The organism is Fundicoccus sp. Sow4_D5, assembly GCF_052116365.1.
GTDB lineage: Bacteria > Bacillota > Bacilli > Lactobacillales > Aerococcaceae > Fundicoccus.
Window position 1 is genome coordinate 311,697 of record NZ_JBQKLF010000001.1, and the last position, 14,905, is coordinate 326,601.

The 14,905-nt window shown below is 37.0% G+C and carries 15 protein-coding genes and 2 other annotated features; all 15 genes read left to right on the forward strand.

The features are described from left to right. Nucleotides 1-11: 11 nt before the first annotated feature. The 15 genes from thiI (at nt 12) to ACTQ45_RS01600 (ending at nt 14,846) form a co-directional block, all read left to right on the forward strand. On the forward strand, nt 12-1,226 hold the full coding sequence (gene thiI, locus ACTQ45_RS01530; protein WP_441762765.1) for a tRNA uracil 4-sulfurtransferase ThiI: 1,215 nt from the start codon (nt 12-14) through the stop codon (nt 1,224-1,226). Between the two features lie 114 nt (nt 1,227-1,340). Next, nucleotides 1,341-1,832, forward strand: coding sequence for a thiol peroxidase (locus tag ACTQ45_RS01535; protein WP_441762766.1), 492 nt, complete (start codon nt 1,341-1,343; stop codon nt 1,830-1,832). Nucleotides 1,833-1,953: 121 nt separating this feature from the next. Further along, nucleotides 1,954-2,685, forward strand: a complete 732-nt coding sequence (locus ACTQ45_RS01540; RefSeq protein WP_441762767.1) for an NAD-dependent protein deacylase — start codon at nt 1,954-1,956, stop codon at nt 2,683-2,685. A gap of 10 nt (nt 2,686-2,695) precedes the next feature. Continuing rightward, the gene (locus tag ACTQ45_RS01545; RefSeq protein WP_441762768.1) at nt 2,696-3,328 is read left to right on the forward strand and encodes a DNA-3-methyladenine glycosylase; all 633 of its coding nucleotides are present in this window, start codon (nt 2,696-2,698) and stop codon (nt 3,326-3,328) included. A gap of 96 nt (nt 3,329-3,424) precedes the next feature. Beyond that, nucleotides 3,425-3,629 (forward strand) — a binding site (T-box leader). Nucleotides 3,630-3,724: 95 nt separating this feature from the next. After that, nucleotides 3,725-6,364 carry a valine--tRNA ligase gene (locus ACTQ45_RS01550; RefSeq protein WP_441763021.1) on the forward strand — a complete coding sequence of 880 codons (2,640 nt, stop codon included), beginning with the start codon at nt 3,725-3,727 and terminating at the stop codon, nt 6,362-6,364. Between the two features lie 115 nt (nt 6,365-6,479). Further along, nucleotides 6,480-7,844 (forward strand): bifunctional folylpolyglutamate synthase/dihydrofolate synthase, encoded by a 1,365-nt coding sequence (locus ACTQ45_RS01555; protein ID WP_441762769.1) that lies wholly within the window; start codon nt 6,480-6,482, stop codon nt 7,842-7,844. Between the two features lie 61 nt (nt 7,845-7,905). Then, nucleotides 7,906-8,607, forward strand: coding sequence for a RadC family protein (gene radC, locus ACTQ45_RS01560; protein WP_441762770.1), 702 nt, complete (start codon nt 7,906-7,908; stop codon nt 8,605-8,607). A 312-nt stretch (nt 8,608-8,919) separates the two neighbouring features. After that, on the forward strand, nt 8,920-9,120 hold the full coding sequence (locus ACTQ45_RS01565; protein ID WP_153832586.1) for a cold-shock protein: 201 nt from the start codon (nt 8,920-8,922) through the stop codon (nt 9,118-9,120). 206 nt (nt 9,121-9,326) lie between these two features. Beyond that, nucleotides 9,327-10,349, forward strand: coding sequence for a rod shape-determining protein (locus ACTQ45_RS01570; protein WP_441750177.1), 1,023 nt, complete (start codon nt 9,327-9,329; stop codon nt 10,347-10,349). A 17-nt stretch (nt 10,350-10,366) separates the two neighbouring features. Beyond that, nucleotides 10,367-11,218 carry a rod shape-determining protein MreC gene (gene mreC, locus ACTQ45_RS01575; protein WP_441762771.1) on the forward strand — a complete coding sequence of 284 codons (852 nt, stop codon included), beginning with the start codon at nt 10,367-10,369 and terminating at the stop codon, nt 11,216-11,218. Further along, a complete protein-coding gene (mreD, locus tag ACTQ45_RS01580) occupies nt 11,199-11,750 on the forward strand; it encodes a rod shape-determining protein MreD (protein WP_441762772.1) in 552 nt (183 codons plus the stop codon). Before mreC ends, mreD begins: the two co-directional genes overlap by 20 nt. Before the next feature lie 112 nt (nt 11,751-11,862). Beyond that, nucleotides 11,863-12,087 (forward strand) — a binding site (T-box leader). A 154-nt stretch (nt 12,088-12,241) separates the two neighbouring features. Further along, nucleotides 12,242-13,051 (forward strand): transporter substrate-binding domain-containing protein, encoded by an 810-nt coding sequence (locus tag ACTQ45_RS01585; protein ID WP_441762773.1) that lies wholly within the window; start codon nt 12,242-12,244, stop codon nt 13,049-13,051. Between the two features lie 21 nt (nt 13,052-13,072). Next, a complete protein-coding gene (locus tag ACTQ45_RS01590) occupies nt 13,073-13,285 on the forward strand; it encodes a hypothetical protein (protein ID WP_441762774.1) in 213 nt (70 codons plus the stop codon). A 12-nt stretch (nt 13,286-13,297) separates the two neighbouring features. After that, the gene (locus ACTQ45_RS01595) at nt 13,298-13,879 is read left to right on the forward strand and encodes a substrate-binding periplasmic protein (protein ID WP_441763022.1); all 582 of its coding nucleotides are present in this window, start codon (nt 13,298-13,300) and stop codon (nt 13,877-13,879) included. 91 nt (nt 13,880-13,970) lie between these two features. Further along, entirely contained in the window at nt 13,971-14,846 is an 876-nt protein-coding gene (locus ACTQ45_RS01600; RefSeq protein ID WP_441762775.1) for a transporter substrate-binding domain-containing protein, read from the forward strand. Nucleotides 14,847-14,905 lie beyond the last annotated feature (59 nt).

Below are 14,905 nucleotides of genomic sequence, written 5' to 3' on the forward strand. Positions count from 1 at the left end.
AAGGAACTATTATGACACATAAACAAATTTTAATTCACTACGGTGAGCTATCAACTAAGGGTAAAAACCGCAGAATGTTTCAAAACAAAATGGCAGAACATATTCGTCATAAAACAAAGGAATTAGAGAAAGTAAAAATCTTACCTCATCATGATTTTATGCATGTTAAATGGGAAGAAGCGAGTTATGAAGAAATGATTGAAGTTTTAAAAGATGTTCCAGGTATTTCTCGTTTCGAACCGACTTATCGAGTTGAAAAAACAATGGAAGCAATTTATGAAAAAGGGATTGAGTTGTTTAAAGAATTGACATTTGAGAGTAATGATTCATTCAAGGTCGTTGCTAAACGCTCAGATCGTTCGTTTGAATTTGATTCTATGAAGATTCAGCGAGAAGTTGGTCATGTGATAGGTGAAGCTTTTCCAGAGCTACATGTTGAAATGAAAAAAGCAACTTATAAATTAACTGTGAGTATTCAACAGGATGCGGCATACTTAAGCCTGATTTCAGTCCAAGGTATGGGAGGTTTACCATATGGTTCGAGCGGTAAAGGAATGCTGATGTTATCTGGAGGATTTGACTCTCCGATAGCCGGCTATCAAATGTTAAAACGTGGTTTAGAAATCGAAGCCGTTCACTTCAGTAGTCCGCCTTATACAAGTCCTCAAGCCTTGGAAAAAGCGAAAAAATTAACCGCTGTTTTAGCTCGTTACTCCACGCCAATGAAATTCCATAATGTTCCCTTTGCGCGTATTCAAGAAGAGATAAAAGAACATATTCATGAAGATTTTTCGATGACGGTAATGAGACGAATCATGTTGAGGATTATGGATCAACTGTTAATTAAAAACAAAGCAATGGCGATTGTTAATGGAGAGTCATTAGGTCAAGTAGCCTCTCAAACATTACAAAGCATGAGTGTTATCAATGAAGTGACGACGACGCCGATTCTAAGACCTTTAATTGCAGTCGATAAAAATGAAATTATTAGTATTGCAGAAAAAATAGGAACGTATGATATTTCGAATGAACCCTACGAAGATTGTTGTACTGTATTTGCACCGAAGAAGCCTAAAACAAAACCTAAATTGCATACGATTCAAGAAATGGAAGCCGCACTGGATATTCCTGCTCTAATTCAAGAAGCAGTTGAAAAAACAGAAGTGATGACGATTGATGAACATTACCTAACGGAGCAATATGCAAACTTTACAGAACTACTGTAGGATTTGAGTCAACTCTTTTATTAGGGAAGATTGCGAGGACTCATAAGTCATTCGGTTAGAACTTATATTCTGACAATGTTATACTGAACATATAAGAGAAAGGATGATGTGAGTATGCAAGTTAAATTTGATGGTTCACCATTAGAAGTAAAAGGAACACAACCTACTGTTGGAGACAAAGCACCTAACGCTAATTTAGTGAATGGTAAAGGTGAGACAGTTGCATTAAATGATTTGTTTGGAAAAGTAACGATTTTAAGTGTAGTACCTAATGTTTTAACAAGAACTTGTGAATTACAAACAAAGCGTTTTGATGAAGTCACTTCTGATAAAGACATCCAATATGTGACAATTGGTCGTAATACGGTTGAAGAATTCAATCAATGGAATACTGAGAATGAATTAACTGTCGATACATTAACAGATTCAACGGGGGATTTCGGTAAAGCTTATGGTTTAGATATTGAGCTTGATGGAAACGACTTACTAACTCGTGCGGTTTTCGTCGTTGATACTGATGGTACAATTAAATACGTGGAAATTGTTGACGAAGTAGTTAATGAGCCAAACTACGATGCGGCCTTAGAAGTTGCTGAAAAGTTATAAGCACATTCTTTTACAATACAGAACAATCAGCGGTGCTTAGGCATACGCTGATTTTTTATATTTCTCCGGTAGAGTGTTACCGGCTTGTTAGCAACTTTGCATACTAAATGGAGGAAGATTTATGGAGAATAAAATAGAGCAGTTTCAAAAAAAATTAACAGATAGCAAAAAAATTGTCTTTTTTGGTGGAGCGGGCGTATCGACAGCAAGTGGCATACCAGATTTTCGCTCAGCGACAGGTTTGTTCATGCAGGCAACAGGCAAGAATTTTTCTGCAGAAGAAATTATATCGCGTAGTTTCTTCGAGAGATACCCGGAAGAATTTTTTGAATTCTATTTTGATAAATTGATTTATCCTGAAGCGAAACCAAATTTAGCGCATGAATTTTTAGTTGAGCTTGAAAGACAAGGCAAGGACATTACAATTGTCACACAGAATATTGACGGTTTGCATCAATTAGCTGGGAGTCAGAAAGTATTAGAACTACATGGTACGGTATTAGAGAATTACTGTTTACACTGTCATAAACACTATCGATTGGAAGAATTGACGCGTGATGACAAGGGGATTCCGCGCTGTAAAGAAGATCATGGAATTGTGAGACCAGATATCGTTTTATATGAAGAAGGACTTAATCAACAGACAATTCAAGAGACAATTTCTGCTATTGAGGAGGCTGATATGTTAATTGTTGCCGGAACTTCATTGGTTGTTTATCCTGCCGCTGGACTAATCAATTATTTCAAAGGTGAACATTTCGTTGTGATTAACAAAACACCCATCCATACCTATTTACCGAATGCAGTGGTTTTTGAAGACACGCTAAATGAGGTTTTTTCTCGAATGGAGTGAAAGAGAAGACATGATTAACTTAGAAGACTATTATCAAGGGACAATAAGCGGTTTTAAAACGGAAGAAATAGCTCAGGCTCTGTTAGGATGTCTTCTTGTCAATGAGACAAAAGAAGGCCGTACGGCAGGTTTCATTGTCGAAACAGAAGCCTATTTGGGTGTTATAGATGAAGCGGCTCATAGCTTTAATGGGCGCAATACCAAACGAATCCAAGCAATGTTTGAAATAGCCGGCAGCTTATATGTCCATCAAATGCATAGCCATGTGTTAGTGAATATTGTGACCCAAGAAGTAGGCGAACCGGAAGGTGTGCTAATCCGAGCACTCGAACCAGTCGAAGGCATTTCAATAATGGAAATGCGTCGAAAAAGGACAGGGCGAGAGTTAACAAATGGTCCAGGGAAGTTAAGCCAAGCTCTAGGAATTACAATGGCATATAATTTAGAACATATTCAAGACTCAAATTTATCACTTGAAATGGACAACCGAAAAACACCTGAAAAAATCCTTAAATCAGGACGAATCGGTATCAATAATAAGGGCAATTGGACAGATGCTCCGCTGCGTTTTTATGTGAAAGGAAATCCTTATGTCTCTAGGTTTAGAGGGGAAGTATCAGAGAATTTTGGTTGGCGAGAATAATGAGTGTAAATTCAAAATAAATTAATTATTAGCTACTTGTCTAATGGGCGATGTTTTGCTAAACTGTGATTAATATGTCGGCTAAAGCTGACCCTATATTAAGCAATGAAGAGAAGAGTAGTTAATTAAAGACAGAGAGAAAGTAATCGCTGAAAGCTTTCACAATTGACGAAAGTAGCTTGGAGCTTGAAGTGTGAACGTTAAGTAGTACTTCACGGAGGAAATCTTCGTTAACAATAAACGAGCGGAAATGTTATTATTTCTTAAATTAGGTGGTACCACGTCAACCAACGTCCTATGTAAAGCATAGGGCGTTTTAAATTGGGAAGAATTAATACATTCAGTTCTATTAATTGATAGTGACTACTAATAAATTTGCGAGTGAAAGGAAGCGGGATATTGAATAGAGAAGAAATGCCAACGAAATATAATCCTCAAAGTATTGAAGAGGGGCGTTATGAACAATGGATTGAAGCGGGAGTGTTCAAGCCTTCAGAAAATCCTGAAGCAGAACCTTACTCAATTGTTATTCCACCACCAAATGTGACAGGGAAATTACACTTAGGTCATGCGTGGGATGTAACATTACAAGATATGGTGATTCGTCAAAAACGAATGCAAGGATTCGATACATTGTGGTTACCTGGTATGGACCATGCGGGGATTGCTACTCAAGCAAAAGTTGAAGAAAAATTAGCGACACAAGGTATCAGTCGTCATGATTTGGGACGAGAAGAATTTGTGCAACAAATTTGGGATTGGAAAGAAGAATACGCTGGAACAATCCGTTCACAATGGTCTAAAATGGGAATATCTGTTGATTACTCACGTGAGCGATTTACATTAGATGCTGGTTTGAATAAAGCAGTAAATAAAGTCTTTGTTGATTTATATAACAAAGGACTTATCTATCGTGGTGAATACATCATTAACTGGGATCCAAAAGCACAAACGGCATTATCAGATATTGAAGTAATCCATAAGGATGTTAAGGGTGCGTTTTACCACATTAAATATCCCATTGTTGGTTCAGATGAATTTGTTGAAATTGCAACGACTCGCCCTGAAACAATGTTAGGTGATACTGCGATTGCCGTTCATCCTGAAGATGAAAGATACCAACATCTAATTGGCCAGAAAGTATTATTACCATTAATGAATCGCGAGATTCCAGTGGTGGCTGATGAGTATGTTGAACGTGAATTTGGAACGGGCGTAGTAAAAATTACTCCAGCTCATGATCCTAATGACTTTGAAGTGGGTAATCGTCACGATTTACCACGCTTAAATGTTATGAATTTAGATGGATCGATGAACGAAAATGCTGGTGAGTATGCTAAACTTGATCGTTTTGAAGCTAGAAAGCAAGTAGTAGTTGATTTAAAAACACAAGGGTATCTAGTGAAAATTGAAGAACTAGAACATAGTGTAGGGCATTCAGAACGTAGTGGTGCAGTTGTTGAACCTTACTTATCTACACAATGGTTTGTTAAGATGCAACCATTAGCTGAGAAAACAATTCAAAACCAAAAGAGTGATGATGCGGTTGAATTTTATCCTCCACGTTTTAACCAAACATTCTTAACTTGGATGGAGAATATTCATGACTGGGTTATTTCGCGCCAATTATGGTGGGGACATCAAATTCCAGCCTGGTATCATAAGGAAACTGGTGAAGTTTACGTAGGTGAAACAGCTCCAGATAATGAGACTGAATGGGAAAGAGATAAAGATGTTTTAGATACCTGGTTCTCTTCTGCATTATGGCCATTTTCAACAATGGGTTGGCCGGAAGAATCCACTGATTATGATCGTTACTTCCCAACAAGTACTTTGGTAACTGGTTACGATATTTTAACATTCTGGGTAAGCCGTATGATTTTCCAAAGTTTAGAATTTACAGGTCAACGTCCATTTAAAAACGTCTTAATTCATGGTTTGATTCGTGATGCCGACGGTCGTAAAATGAGTAAGTCGCTAGGGAACGGAATTGATCCAATGGATGTAATCGATGAATTTGGTGTGGATGCTTTAAGATGGTTCCTAGCCAATGGTTCAACACCAGGTCAAGATGTTCGTTATAGTGAAGAGAAATTAAGCTCATCATGGAACTTTATTAATAAGATTTGGAACGCAAGTCGTTATGTTTTAATGAACGTAGGCGACTTGACAATCGACCAAATCGAAATTGGTAAGGATCAAACAGTTGCTGATAAATGGATTTTATCTCGTTTACAAACAACGATTGAAGCTGTTACTCGTTTATTTGATAAATTTGAATTTGGTGAAGCTGGACGAATTCTGTATCACTTTATTTGGGATGATTACTGTGATTGGTATATCGAAATGACTAAGGAAAGTCTACAAGATGACTCATCAGATAATAAGACAACGAAAAGTATTCTAATCTATGTATTAGACCAATTCCTACGCTTATTACACCCAATTATGCCTTTTGTTACTGAAGAAATTTGGCAACAATTATTAAGTGAAAAATCTTCAATTGTCGTAGCCGATTACCCAACAGTTAATGCAGCTTATATTAATGAAGAGGCTGTCACTGCTATGAATCAGTTAATCGAAGTAATTCGTGGTGTACGTACGATTCGTAATGAAATGAATACACCGTTATCAAAAGCAGTTGATATTTTCATTAAAGTGAATTCTAAACAAGTTGCAGAATTACTAGAGGAGAACAAAGCGTATATTGAGCGTTTCTGTCACCCAGAATCACTAGTTATCTCAGAAAATCCTGAAACACCTAATGAAGTAGTCTCACAAACCTTATCTTTCGCACAAATTTTAATGCCTCTCGAAGGTTTAATAAAAATTGAAGACGAAATAAAGCGTCTATCTCAAGAACAAGAAAAATTAAATAAAGAAGTAGAACGGATCGACAAGAAACTTGCGAACGAAGGTTTCGTAAGCAAGGCTCCTGAAAAAGTTGTGGAGGAAGAGCGCATCAAACGAGCTGATTATGTTAATCAACTGGATGCTGTTACGGAGAGAATCAACCAACTCGAAACGCTTTTATAATATTAAAAACTTAACCTCAAAGTGCTCATGATTTTGAGGTTTGCAATGGAAACTTTTTGCATTAAACACGTTAAGTGTATTATATCTGTGGTAACACAAAGGAGAACGAAGTTAGTTGAAATTTAGAAATGTTAATGAAGCCATCGCTTGGCTCGATACTCAGAAAAATATTGTTCCTAACATTAATGGAAGCGGCGTAGAGAAAGTTAAATTAGCGCTTGCTTTTATTGGCAACCCACATCATGGTATTCCAGCAATTCACATTACTGGAACCAATGGTAAGGGATCTACGACTGCATTTTTACGCGAATTATTACTTAGCCAAGGGTTACAAGTAGGGACGTTCACTTCGCCTCATATTATGACCTTTAAAGAAAGATTCACTTTTAACGGTGAGTTAATCGCAGATGAAGATTTAATAACCATTATTGAAGAAATGGTTCAAATAAACGATTATATGGAACAAACTGAGTTTGGTCGTTTAGTCTTTTTTGAATTATATACTGTAATGATGGCTATCTATTTCAAAATGAAAAAACCGGATGTTTGTTTAATTGAAGTTGGTATTGGAGGACGTCGTGACTGTACAAGCGTTATTGACGGACAAATTGCAATCATTACGACAATCGGTCTGGACCATTCAGATAAATTGGGTAATACGGTTGAAGAAGTTGCAGCTGAAAAAGCTGGTTTAATTAAACAAAATACCCAAGTTGTAACTGGTTTAATTGAAGAAGGTCCATTGAAAGTCATTGAAGCTTATGCTGCTGAAATGAATTCTGAAATCTATCGTTATCAAACAGATTTCGGAATGGCCGATGTTTTAAACCATCTGGATCAAGGTTCTACCTTCAACTTCTGGCAAGCTATGTCTGACCCAAATGAAACGCAACAAAATAATTTTGCGATCGGTATGTTAGGATTACATCAGATTCAAAATGCGACTGTTGCAATTCAAGCATTCAATTTATGGATGAACTTTATTGAACAGCCAATTGATTGGGTAGTAGCAAAACCTGGTCTACAACAGACGAATTGGATTGCTCGAATGGAAAGAATTAATGAGGATCCTTTTGTATATATTGATGGTGCACATAACGTGGCTGGTTTAAATGCCTTAAAGGGTTTAGTTGAAGAATATTTCCCGCATAAAGCGATTCGAATTCTTTATGCTGGTTTAGATTCCAAAAATCAATTAGAACAACTTCCTTTGTTGTCTACGTTTAATAGTATTAGTTTAACAGTCACTGAGTTTGGTCATCCACATGCAACGACTTTGGCGCAGTTTCAAGAGGTCGTTCAACAAGTACCAGAGAAATTGGAACAAGCGATTCAATATGTGGCAGATTGGAAGCCTTATGTTACGGAGTTCATTAATCACAAAGATAGCGATGAAATGCTGTTAATAACAGGTTCACTCTATTTTGTTTCTGATGTTCGACAGTTCATTGTTAAAGAATTTCAAAAGATTTCAAATTAAAAAGTATATTTAGCCTCCTTTTTACGTATTTATATATAAATACTAAAAGGAGGCTGTTTTTATGCCTATTAAAATGTCGTCGTTCATTCAAGAAGTTCCCAAGGATGCTCAACCGCGAGAAAGACTTGTTAATTTTGGTGAGAAAGCACTGGCTACACACGAACTTCTAGCCATTATCTTACGCACAGGTACAAGGGAGGAAAATGTTCTACAACTGTCTGCTCGTTTTATGCAAACATTTGAAAGCCTTTATGATTTAAGGCAAGCAAGCATAGATGAATTTCAATTAGTGAAAGGGATTGGTCCCATTAAAGCAATAGAACTTAAGGCAGCGATTGAACTAGGTGCACGTATCAGTTCGAGTGATATGCCTAAATTTGGTCATATTACTTCCACTCGTTCAGCAGGGCAGTGGTTGATACAAGAAATGTCTGATTTACAACAAGAACATTTGATGGTCTTATTTTTAAATACCAAAAATGAAATTATAAAGAAAAAGACAATATTTATGGGGACTGTTAATAGTTCTGTCGCACATCCGCGAGAAATCTTTAAAGAGGCTGTAAAATATCCAACAGCCAGATTAATCATCGCACACAATCATCCTTCAGGAGATACAGAACCATCGCATGCCGATTTATATTTTACACGTCGTATGATAGCGTGTGGAGAATTAATGGGCATAGAAATTTTGGATCATTTGATTATTGGACAAAATCAATACCTAAGTTTACGAGAAAGTTCGGATGTCTTTGATGAATAATTAAGAGCTAAATTTAATTATATAATTTGAAAAAACTTAAGAAATAAGCGTTGCTAAAGTTAAAATAAGCGTATTGTGATAGCTTTTAGCCTTGGGAATGAATACCGCTTCCATTGCTTATGATAATGAATAAAAGCGCTCTTTTAAATAGAAAAAACGATGAAACATGTTGCAAATTCCATAGAGTATGTTATGATATAGTTATGTTTTTGTAAGAGGTAAGAAAGATTGTTTTTGTAACATCCGCTTCGTACCAGTTAGCAAGAATATAATAAAAAATAGTGCTTTACGGCACGAGGAGGATTTTCATTCATGGAACAAGGAACAGTAAAATGGTTTAACTCAGAAAAAGGTTTTGGATTTATCGAGCGCGAAGGCGAAGCAGACGTATTCGTACACTTCTCAGCTATTCAAGGTGACGGCTTCAAGACTTTAGAAGAAGGTCAAGCAGTAACTTTCGAAGTTGAAGATGGCGCACGTGGCCCACAAGCTGCAAACGTAGAAAAAGCTTAATCTTTTTAAATTAAACTTTTAGTCGGGGGATTTTTTCTCCGGCTTTTTTTGTGCCTAAGGCAATAGCACACATTTTATTGACCTTTGTAATATTGGAATTTCATAAAGAACAATTCTACAGGTAGCTTTTTACCTGAGACTTTTGCTATAATATTTTAACGTAGTGTATTTTACACAATATAATTTGTAAAGGAGTTCGAAGTGTAGTGGGTTTGTTTAGTAAACAGCGTTTAGGTATTGACTTAGGAACCGCGAATACCATTATCTATATCGACAATAAGGGAATTGCACTTCGAGAACCTTCGATTGTGGCTAGAAATATTAAAACGGGTGAAGTCGTTGCATATGGAAAAGAAGCAGCTAAGTTAGTAGGACGAACGTCGGATAACATTGAAACGATTCGACCAATGAGAGACGGTGTAATTGCTGATTTTTCTTTAACGAAGCAAATGCTCTCACATTTTATCAAGCAAGCCGTCCATCGTTCGATTTCACGACCAGAAGTTGTAATCTGTGTTCCAAGTAGTATTTCAAAAGTCGAGAGAAGGGCTGTAATCGATGCGATTAAGGATTTAGGCATCCATCGAGCTATGATTATAGAAGAACCATTTGCGGCTGCTCTAGGCGCTAATTTAGCGATAGAAGAGCCACGTGGGAAGATGGTAGTTGATATTGGTGGAGGAACGACAAATATTGCAACAATTTCTTATGGAGAAATTGTACAAGGCTTAAGTACACGCGCAGGCGGTAGCTTAATGAATGAAACAATAATGACGTATGTTCGTAATCATTATCAACTAGCGGTCGGAGATTATACGGCTGAAACCATAAAAATTGTTTTAGGAAATGCAAAATTTTCCGAGCTTGATACATCTGACAAACTAAAAGTAAGAGGTCGTAATATTGCGACAGGTGTGCCAGATGAAGCGTATGTTGAAGCGAGTATCGTAGCAGAGGCTGTTGATGAAGTGGTCCAATTAATTGTAACGAGTATCAAGCAAGTATTAGAACTAACACCTCCAGAATTATCAGCAGATATTATCGAAAATGGAATAGTATTGACTGGTGGAGGAGCGTTATTGAAGAGATTACCAGAGCGCTTATTTGATGAGATTGGTATTCCAGTTCATTTATCAAATGTTCCGCTGGATTGTGTAGCGATTGGTGCTGGTAAAATGTTAAAACAGCTAGATGTTCAATCAAAAATTGCTGAGAAAAAAGCTCGTTAATAGAAAGAGGATTATGAATGTTTAATAATAAAAAGTTAATTGGTATTTTAATTGCGAGCATTGCCATTGTGTCGTTAATCTCGTATTCATTATTTAGTAGCACGTCTAATGTTGTCACAACCTCGGTAAATGAGGCCTCATCTTGGGCAGGACGTATTTTTTCAGAGCCGGTCAATATGGTGGTGCGTTTCGTTAATTCGGTTGATAATTTAGTTAATACATTTGAAGAAAATCAATATTTAAAGCAACGAATTGATCAAGTAAATGAGTTTCAAGTTAGAATTGCTGATTTAGAAGTTGAAAACGAAAAAATGCGTCAAGAATTGAATTTAACGGAAACATTAAGTAATTTCGAACCTTTAAGCGCGACTGTTATTTCGCGTAGCCCAGATCAATGGATGGAAACGTTAGTAATTAACGTAGGGTCAAATGATGGCGTGCGTAAAGATATGTCAGTTATGTCAGGAAATGGTCTAATTGGACGCATTATTGAAGTGACACCGAATAGTTCGAAAGTTTTGCTATTAACCTCAGAACAATCTAACGAAGGGGTCGTATCAGCGAGAGTTCAAACTAAAAATGGAGCATCAGCAAATGGTATCGTTAGTGACTATGATCCAAAAGCTAAGCATTATATTATGACTCAAGTCAATCCAGATGCCCAGATTCAACCAGGAGATATGGTTATTACGTCCGGTTTAGGTGGCGTCACACCAAGCACTTTACTAATCGGTGAAGTAGCGTCCGCTCAAATGGATGATTATGGTTTATTCCAAACTGTGAATATCATACCTGCTGGAGAGATGACTGATATACGTTTTGTCACAGTTATCTTAGTTGGGGATCGGAGTGAAGCAAGTGAAGACTAGCCGCGATCGTAAAGCGAAATGGCTCGTGCCATTTCTACTTTTTGTAGGGATTATCATCGATGCTGCATTGCCAGCAATTTTTCCTGGCGCGTTTATTGGCACAAGTCAAATAATTATTTCTCATTTGGTGCTTTACTATATTGTGACCTTTAGTTTTTATTTACGCGATACAAACATTTTGTTTTATGCGTTTATATTTGGTTTGTTATATGAGTCTTATATAGCCACTTTACTTGGCTTATATGCAACATTATATTTTTTACTTGCTTATTTAATCATCAAATTACGCAAGTTTTTCCCTAAAAAAGCCTTCATCCACTTTATGCTATTTATTGTGGCAGTGACAATTGTGGATTTCATTGTTTTTGTCTTTTACTTTGAACTGGGCTTAACCAACGTGACGATTACGACATTTTTAGTGGATCGTTTAGGTCCAACTTTGATATTTAATGTCGTTCTTGCTTTCTTGCTTTACTTGCCGACGAAACAAATACTGAATTGGTTAGGGTTTGAAGAGTATATCATCTTCTAACTAATAAGAAAACAATGAGAGAAAATGCGTTTAAATCAATAATTCTAATTAATTTATTAAAAAGTGTTGACATTAGATCTAGTTCTGGTGTAAACTCATGTCAAGTTAATAAATCAAGTCGATGATTAAGAAAGTAAATTATTAATTCGCTCACAGCGAGGTAGGACAGAGTGGAAGCCTACTGAGGAATTATGATTGAAACGCACTTATGAGACTAGTCAGTGAACTTAGTAGCTGACTTCGCTGTCTGAGCGTTAGCAAAAAGAGTGGATGAAGCCTTTATTTAGTTAGGGGCAGAGTTAACTAGAGTGGTACCGCGGATTAACCCGTCTCTATGTTCTTTTGAACATAGAGACGGGTTTTTTTATCACCAATTTTTACTAATACAAAGCTGATATTTAACGAATGCCCTATCATGAGTCACTGTGGAAAGATTATTTTTAATAAATTGTATCATGTACTTGAATGTACATAGACCAGGAGGAATTATTATGAAAAAAATCAAACTGTTATTGCTTGCCTTGTTAATTGCTATTTGTCTATCGCTACCTACACAAGTAGGTTCAGCAAAAACGGTAGAGGAAATAAAAGAAGCGGGTGTCATTGTTTTGGGGACCAACGCGGAATATCCACCTTTTGAGTGGGTGGAGATGAAGGATGGCAAACAAGTGTATCTCGGAATTGATATTGATTTAGCACAATTAATTGCTGAGGAGATTGGTGTTGAACTGGTTGTCAGTGACCAAGCCTTCAATGCATTAATTCCTTCTTTACAAGCAGGAAAAATTGATATGGCCATCGCGAGTATGTCTTACACGGAAGAAAGAGCTGAACAAGTTGAGTTTTCCGAGATCTATTTTGAAACGAAAAACTTATTTGCAGTACCGACTGGTAAGGAAGCTGATTATCAAAGCATTGATGATTTTTCAAATGCTAAAATTGGTGTCTTGAAAGCTTCGGTTCAAGAGCAAATGATCAAAGAGCTGTTTCCAGATGGGGACATCGTCTCAATGAATAAAAACGGAGATCTCATTGAAAGTTTAAAATCAGGTCGTGTGGATGTCGTCTTAATGGATAATGTCGTGATTTATCAGTACGAAACCTTAAATTCAGATTCAATTGTTGTATTGGATGAATTTTCATTAGAAGATGGGTCATTTGGTAATGCTGTGGCGATGGAAAAAGGCAACAGTGAGTTAAAAGCCATTGTCGATCAAGTTATTCTAGAAGCTATCGAGTCAGGCGAGCTAGATGAGATTGTTGCAAAAAATATCGACTTATCCTCTCAATCACAGGACTAAACCATCAAAGGAGGCACCACGATGGAAAAGATACTGTTAACACTTTCTTTACTAGTCACTTGTTTCTGGCTCATTAGCCCAAGTTCACACGTGTCAGCGAATTCCTTAGAGGAAATCAAGGCAGCAGGAAAACTTGTGATGGGAACCAATGCTGAATACCCACCTTTTGAATGGGTCAAGATGGAGAAGGGTGAACAACAATTTGTTGGCATTGATTTCGACTTAGCTCATTAGATAGCCGATGAAATTGGCGTTGACTTAGAAGTGAGTGAACATGCCTTTAATGCACTGATACCAACTCTTCAAAGTGGCAAGGTAGATCTTGTGATAGCGGGGATGTCCTATACCGATGAAAGAGCTGAACAAATCGATTTTTCTTCGACTTACTATTCGACGGTGAATCAATTCGTCGTTTCAGCCGAAGCCGTCAATCAGTTCAATAGCCTAGAAGACTTTTCCAAGGTCAAAATAGGCGTCTTAAAAGCTTCAGTCCAAGAACAGCTGATTGCTAAGCAATATCCAGAAGCGGATTATGTCGCGATGAATAAGAATGGGGACTTAATTGAGGCCTTAAAAGCAGGTAAACTTGATGCGGTCTTTATGGATAACATAGTCATTGCTGATTTTATTTATCAAAACGCAGGCCTAATTGCTGCGGTCGAAGAGCTTGAGTTGGAGGGAGGTTCGTTTGATAAGGCCGTCGCACTCGCGAAAGGAAATAGCGAATTGCTAGAGGTCGTTAACAAAGTCATTGATGAGGCAGTGGCTTCCGGTGAAATGGAAGGAATTGTTCAAGCTAATATTGCTTTAGTTCGTGAAGGAAATTAAAGAAAAATTCAAATAAATCTGATTGCTTGTTAATTTTAAATTCGATATGATAAGCAATAAGAATAGACAATAGAGAAAGAGGTTAGTTAAAATGAAAAAATTATTATTAAAATTAACGCTAGTAGTCACTTTATTAGCAATGTTTGTACCAGCTGGTTTAGCATCAGCAAAAACAGTTGATGAGATTAAAGAGTCCGGTCAGTTGGTTGTTGGAACGAGTGCTGATTATCCACCATTTGAATGGGTTGTTTTAGAAAGTAATGGCGATTCTAAAATTGTCGGGATTGATGTTGACTTAGCACAATTAATTGCCGATGAGTTGGGTGTCGAATTAGTCATGGAAGATATGCCATTTGATTCATTAATTCCGTCAGTAATTTCTGGAAGAATTGATATGACGATTGCGGGAATGACTTATACTGAAGAACGTGCCGAACAAGTAGATTTTTCAGAACAATATCACCAATCAGTAAGTAATTTCGTTGTCTTAGCAGGAGAAGAAGGTAAGTATGAGACAGTTGAAGATTTTGATGGGCTAAAAATTGGTGTTCAAAAAGGCACTGTTCAAGAACAAATGGTGACAGAAAACTTGCCAAACGCTGAAATTGTTTCAATGCAAAAAACAGGTCTATTAATCGAAGCCTTAAAAACTAAAAAAGTAGATGCTATCTTTATTGACGATATTGTGACGATTGAATTCGTAGCAGTTAACGAAGGACAAATTGCAGTGGTCTCTGATGTGGTATTCGAAAACCCAGAACAAGGTAAAGCAGTTGCCCTTGCTAAAGGTAATGAAGAATTATTAGAACTTATCAATAAAGTTGTTTTAGAAGCTGTTGAATCAGGTAAGATCACTGAATTCATTGAAGCAAACGTAACACTACAAGCTGAATCCGCAGATGAAGAAGTTGCTGAAGAGGATTCACAAGAAGACGCAGCAGAAGAATCTGAAGAAGATTCAGAATAATCATGGCTTTCAAATCCGTTAGACTGTTAGGGTCTATCGGATTTTTTTGTCGGCAATAA

Bases quoted from the DNA above. Each gene is read 5' to 3' on its own strand.
- thiI (WP_441762765.1), top strand. From the start codon at position 12: ATGACACATAAACAAATTTTAATTCACTACGGTGAGCTATCAACTAAG.
- ACTQ45_RS01535 (WP_441762766.1), top strand. From the start codon at position 1,341: ATGCAAGTTAAATTTGATGGTTCACCATTAGAAGTAAAAGGAACACAA.
- ACTQ45_RS01540 (WP_441762767.1), top strand. From the start codon at position 1,954: ATGGAGAATAAAATAGAGCAGTTTCAAAAAAAATTAACAGATAGCAAA.
- ACTQ45_RS01545 (WP_441762768.1), top strand. From the start codon at position 2,696: ATGATTAACTTAGAAGACTATTATCAAGGGACAATAAGCGGTTTTAAA.
- radC (WP_441762770.1), top strand. From the start codon at position 7,906: ATGCCTATTAAAATGTCGTCGTTCATTCAAGAAGTTCCCAAGGATGCT.
- ACTQ45_RS01565 (WP_153832586.1), top strand. From the start codon at position 8,920: ATGGAACAAGGAACAGTAAAATGGTTTAACTCAGAAAAAGGTTTTGGA.
- mreC (WP_441762771.1), top strand. From the start codon at position 10,367: ATGTTTAATAATAAAAAGTTAATTGGTATTTTAATTGCGAGCATTGCC.
- ACTQ45_RS01585 (WP_441762773.1), top strand. From the start codon at position 12,242: ATGAAAAAAATCAAACTGTTATTGCTTGCCTTGTTAATTGCTATTTGT.
- ACTQ45_RS01590 (WP_441762774.1), top strand. From the start codon at position 13,073: ATGGAAAAGATACTGTTAACACTTTCTTTACTAGTCACTTGTTTCTGG.
- ACTQ45_RS01600 (WP_441762775.1), top strand. From the start codon at position 13,971: ATGAAAAAATTATTATTAAAATTAACGCTAGTAGTCACTTTATTAGCA.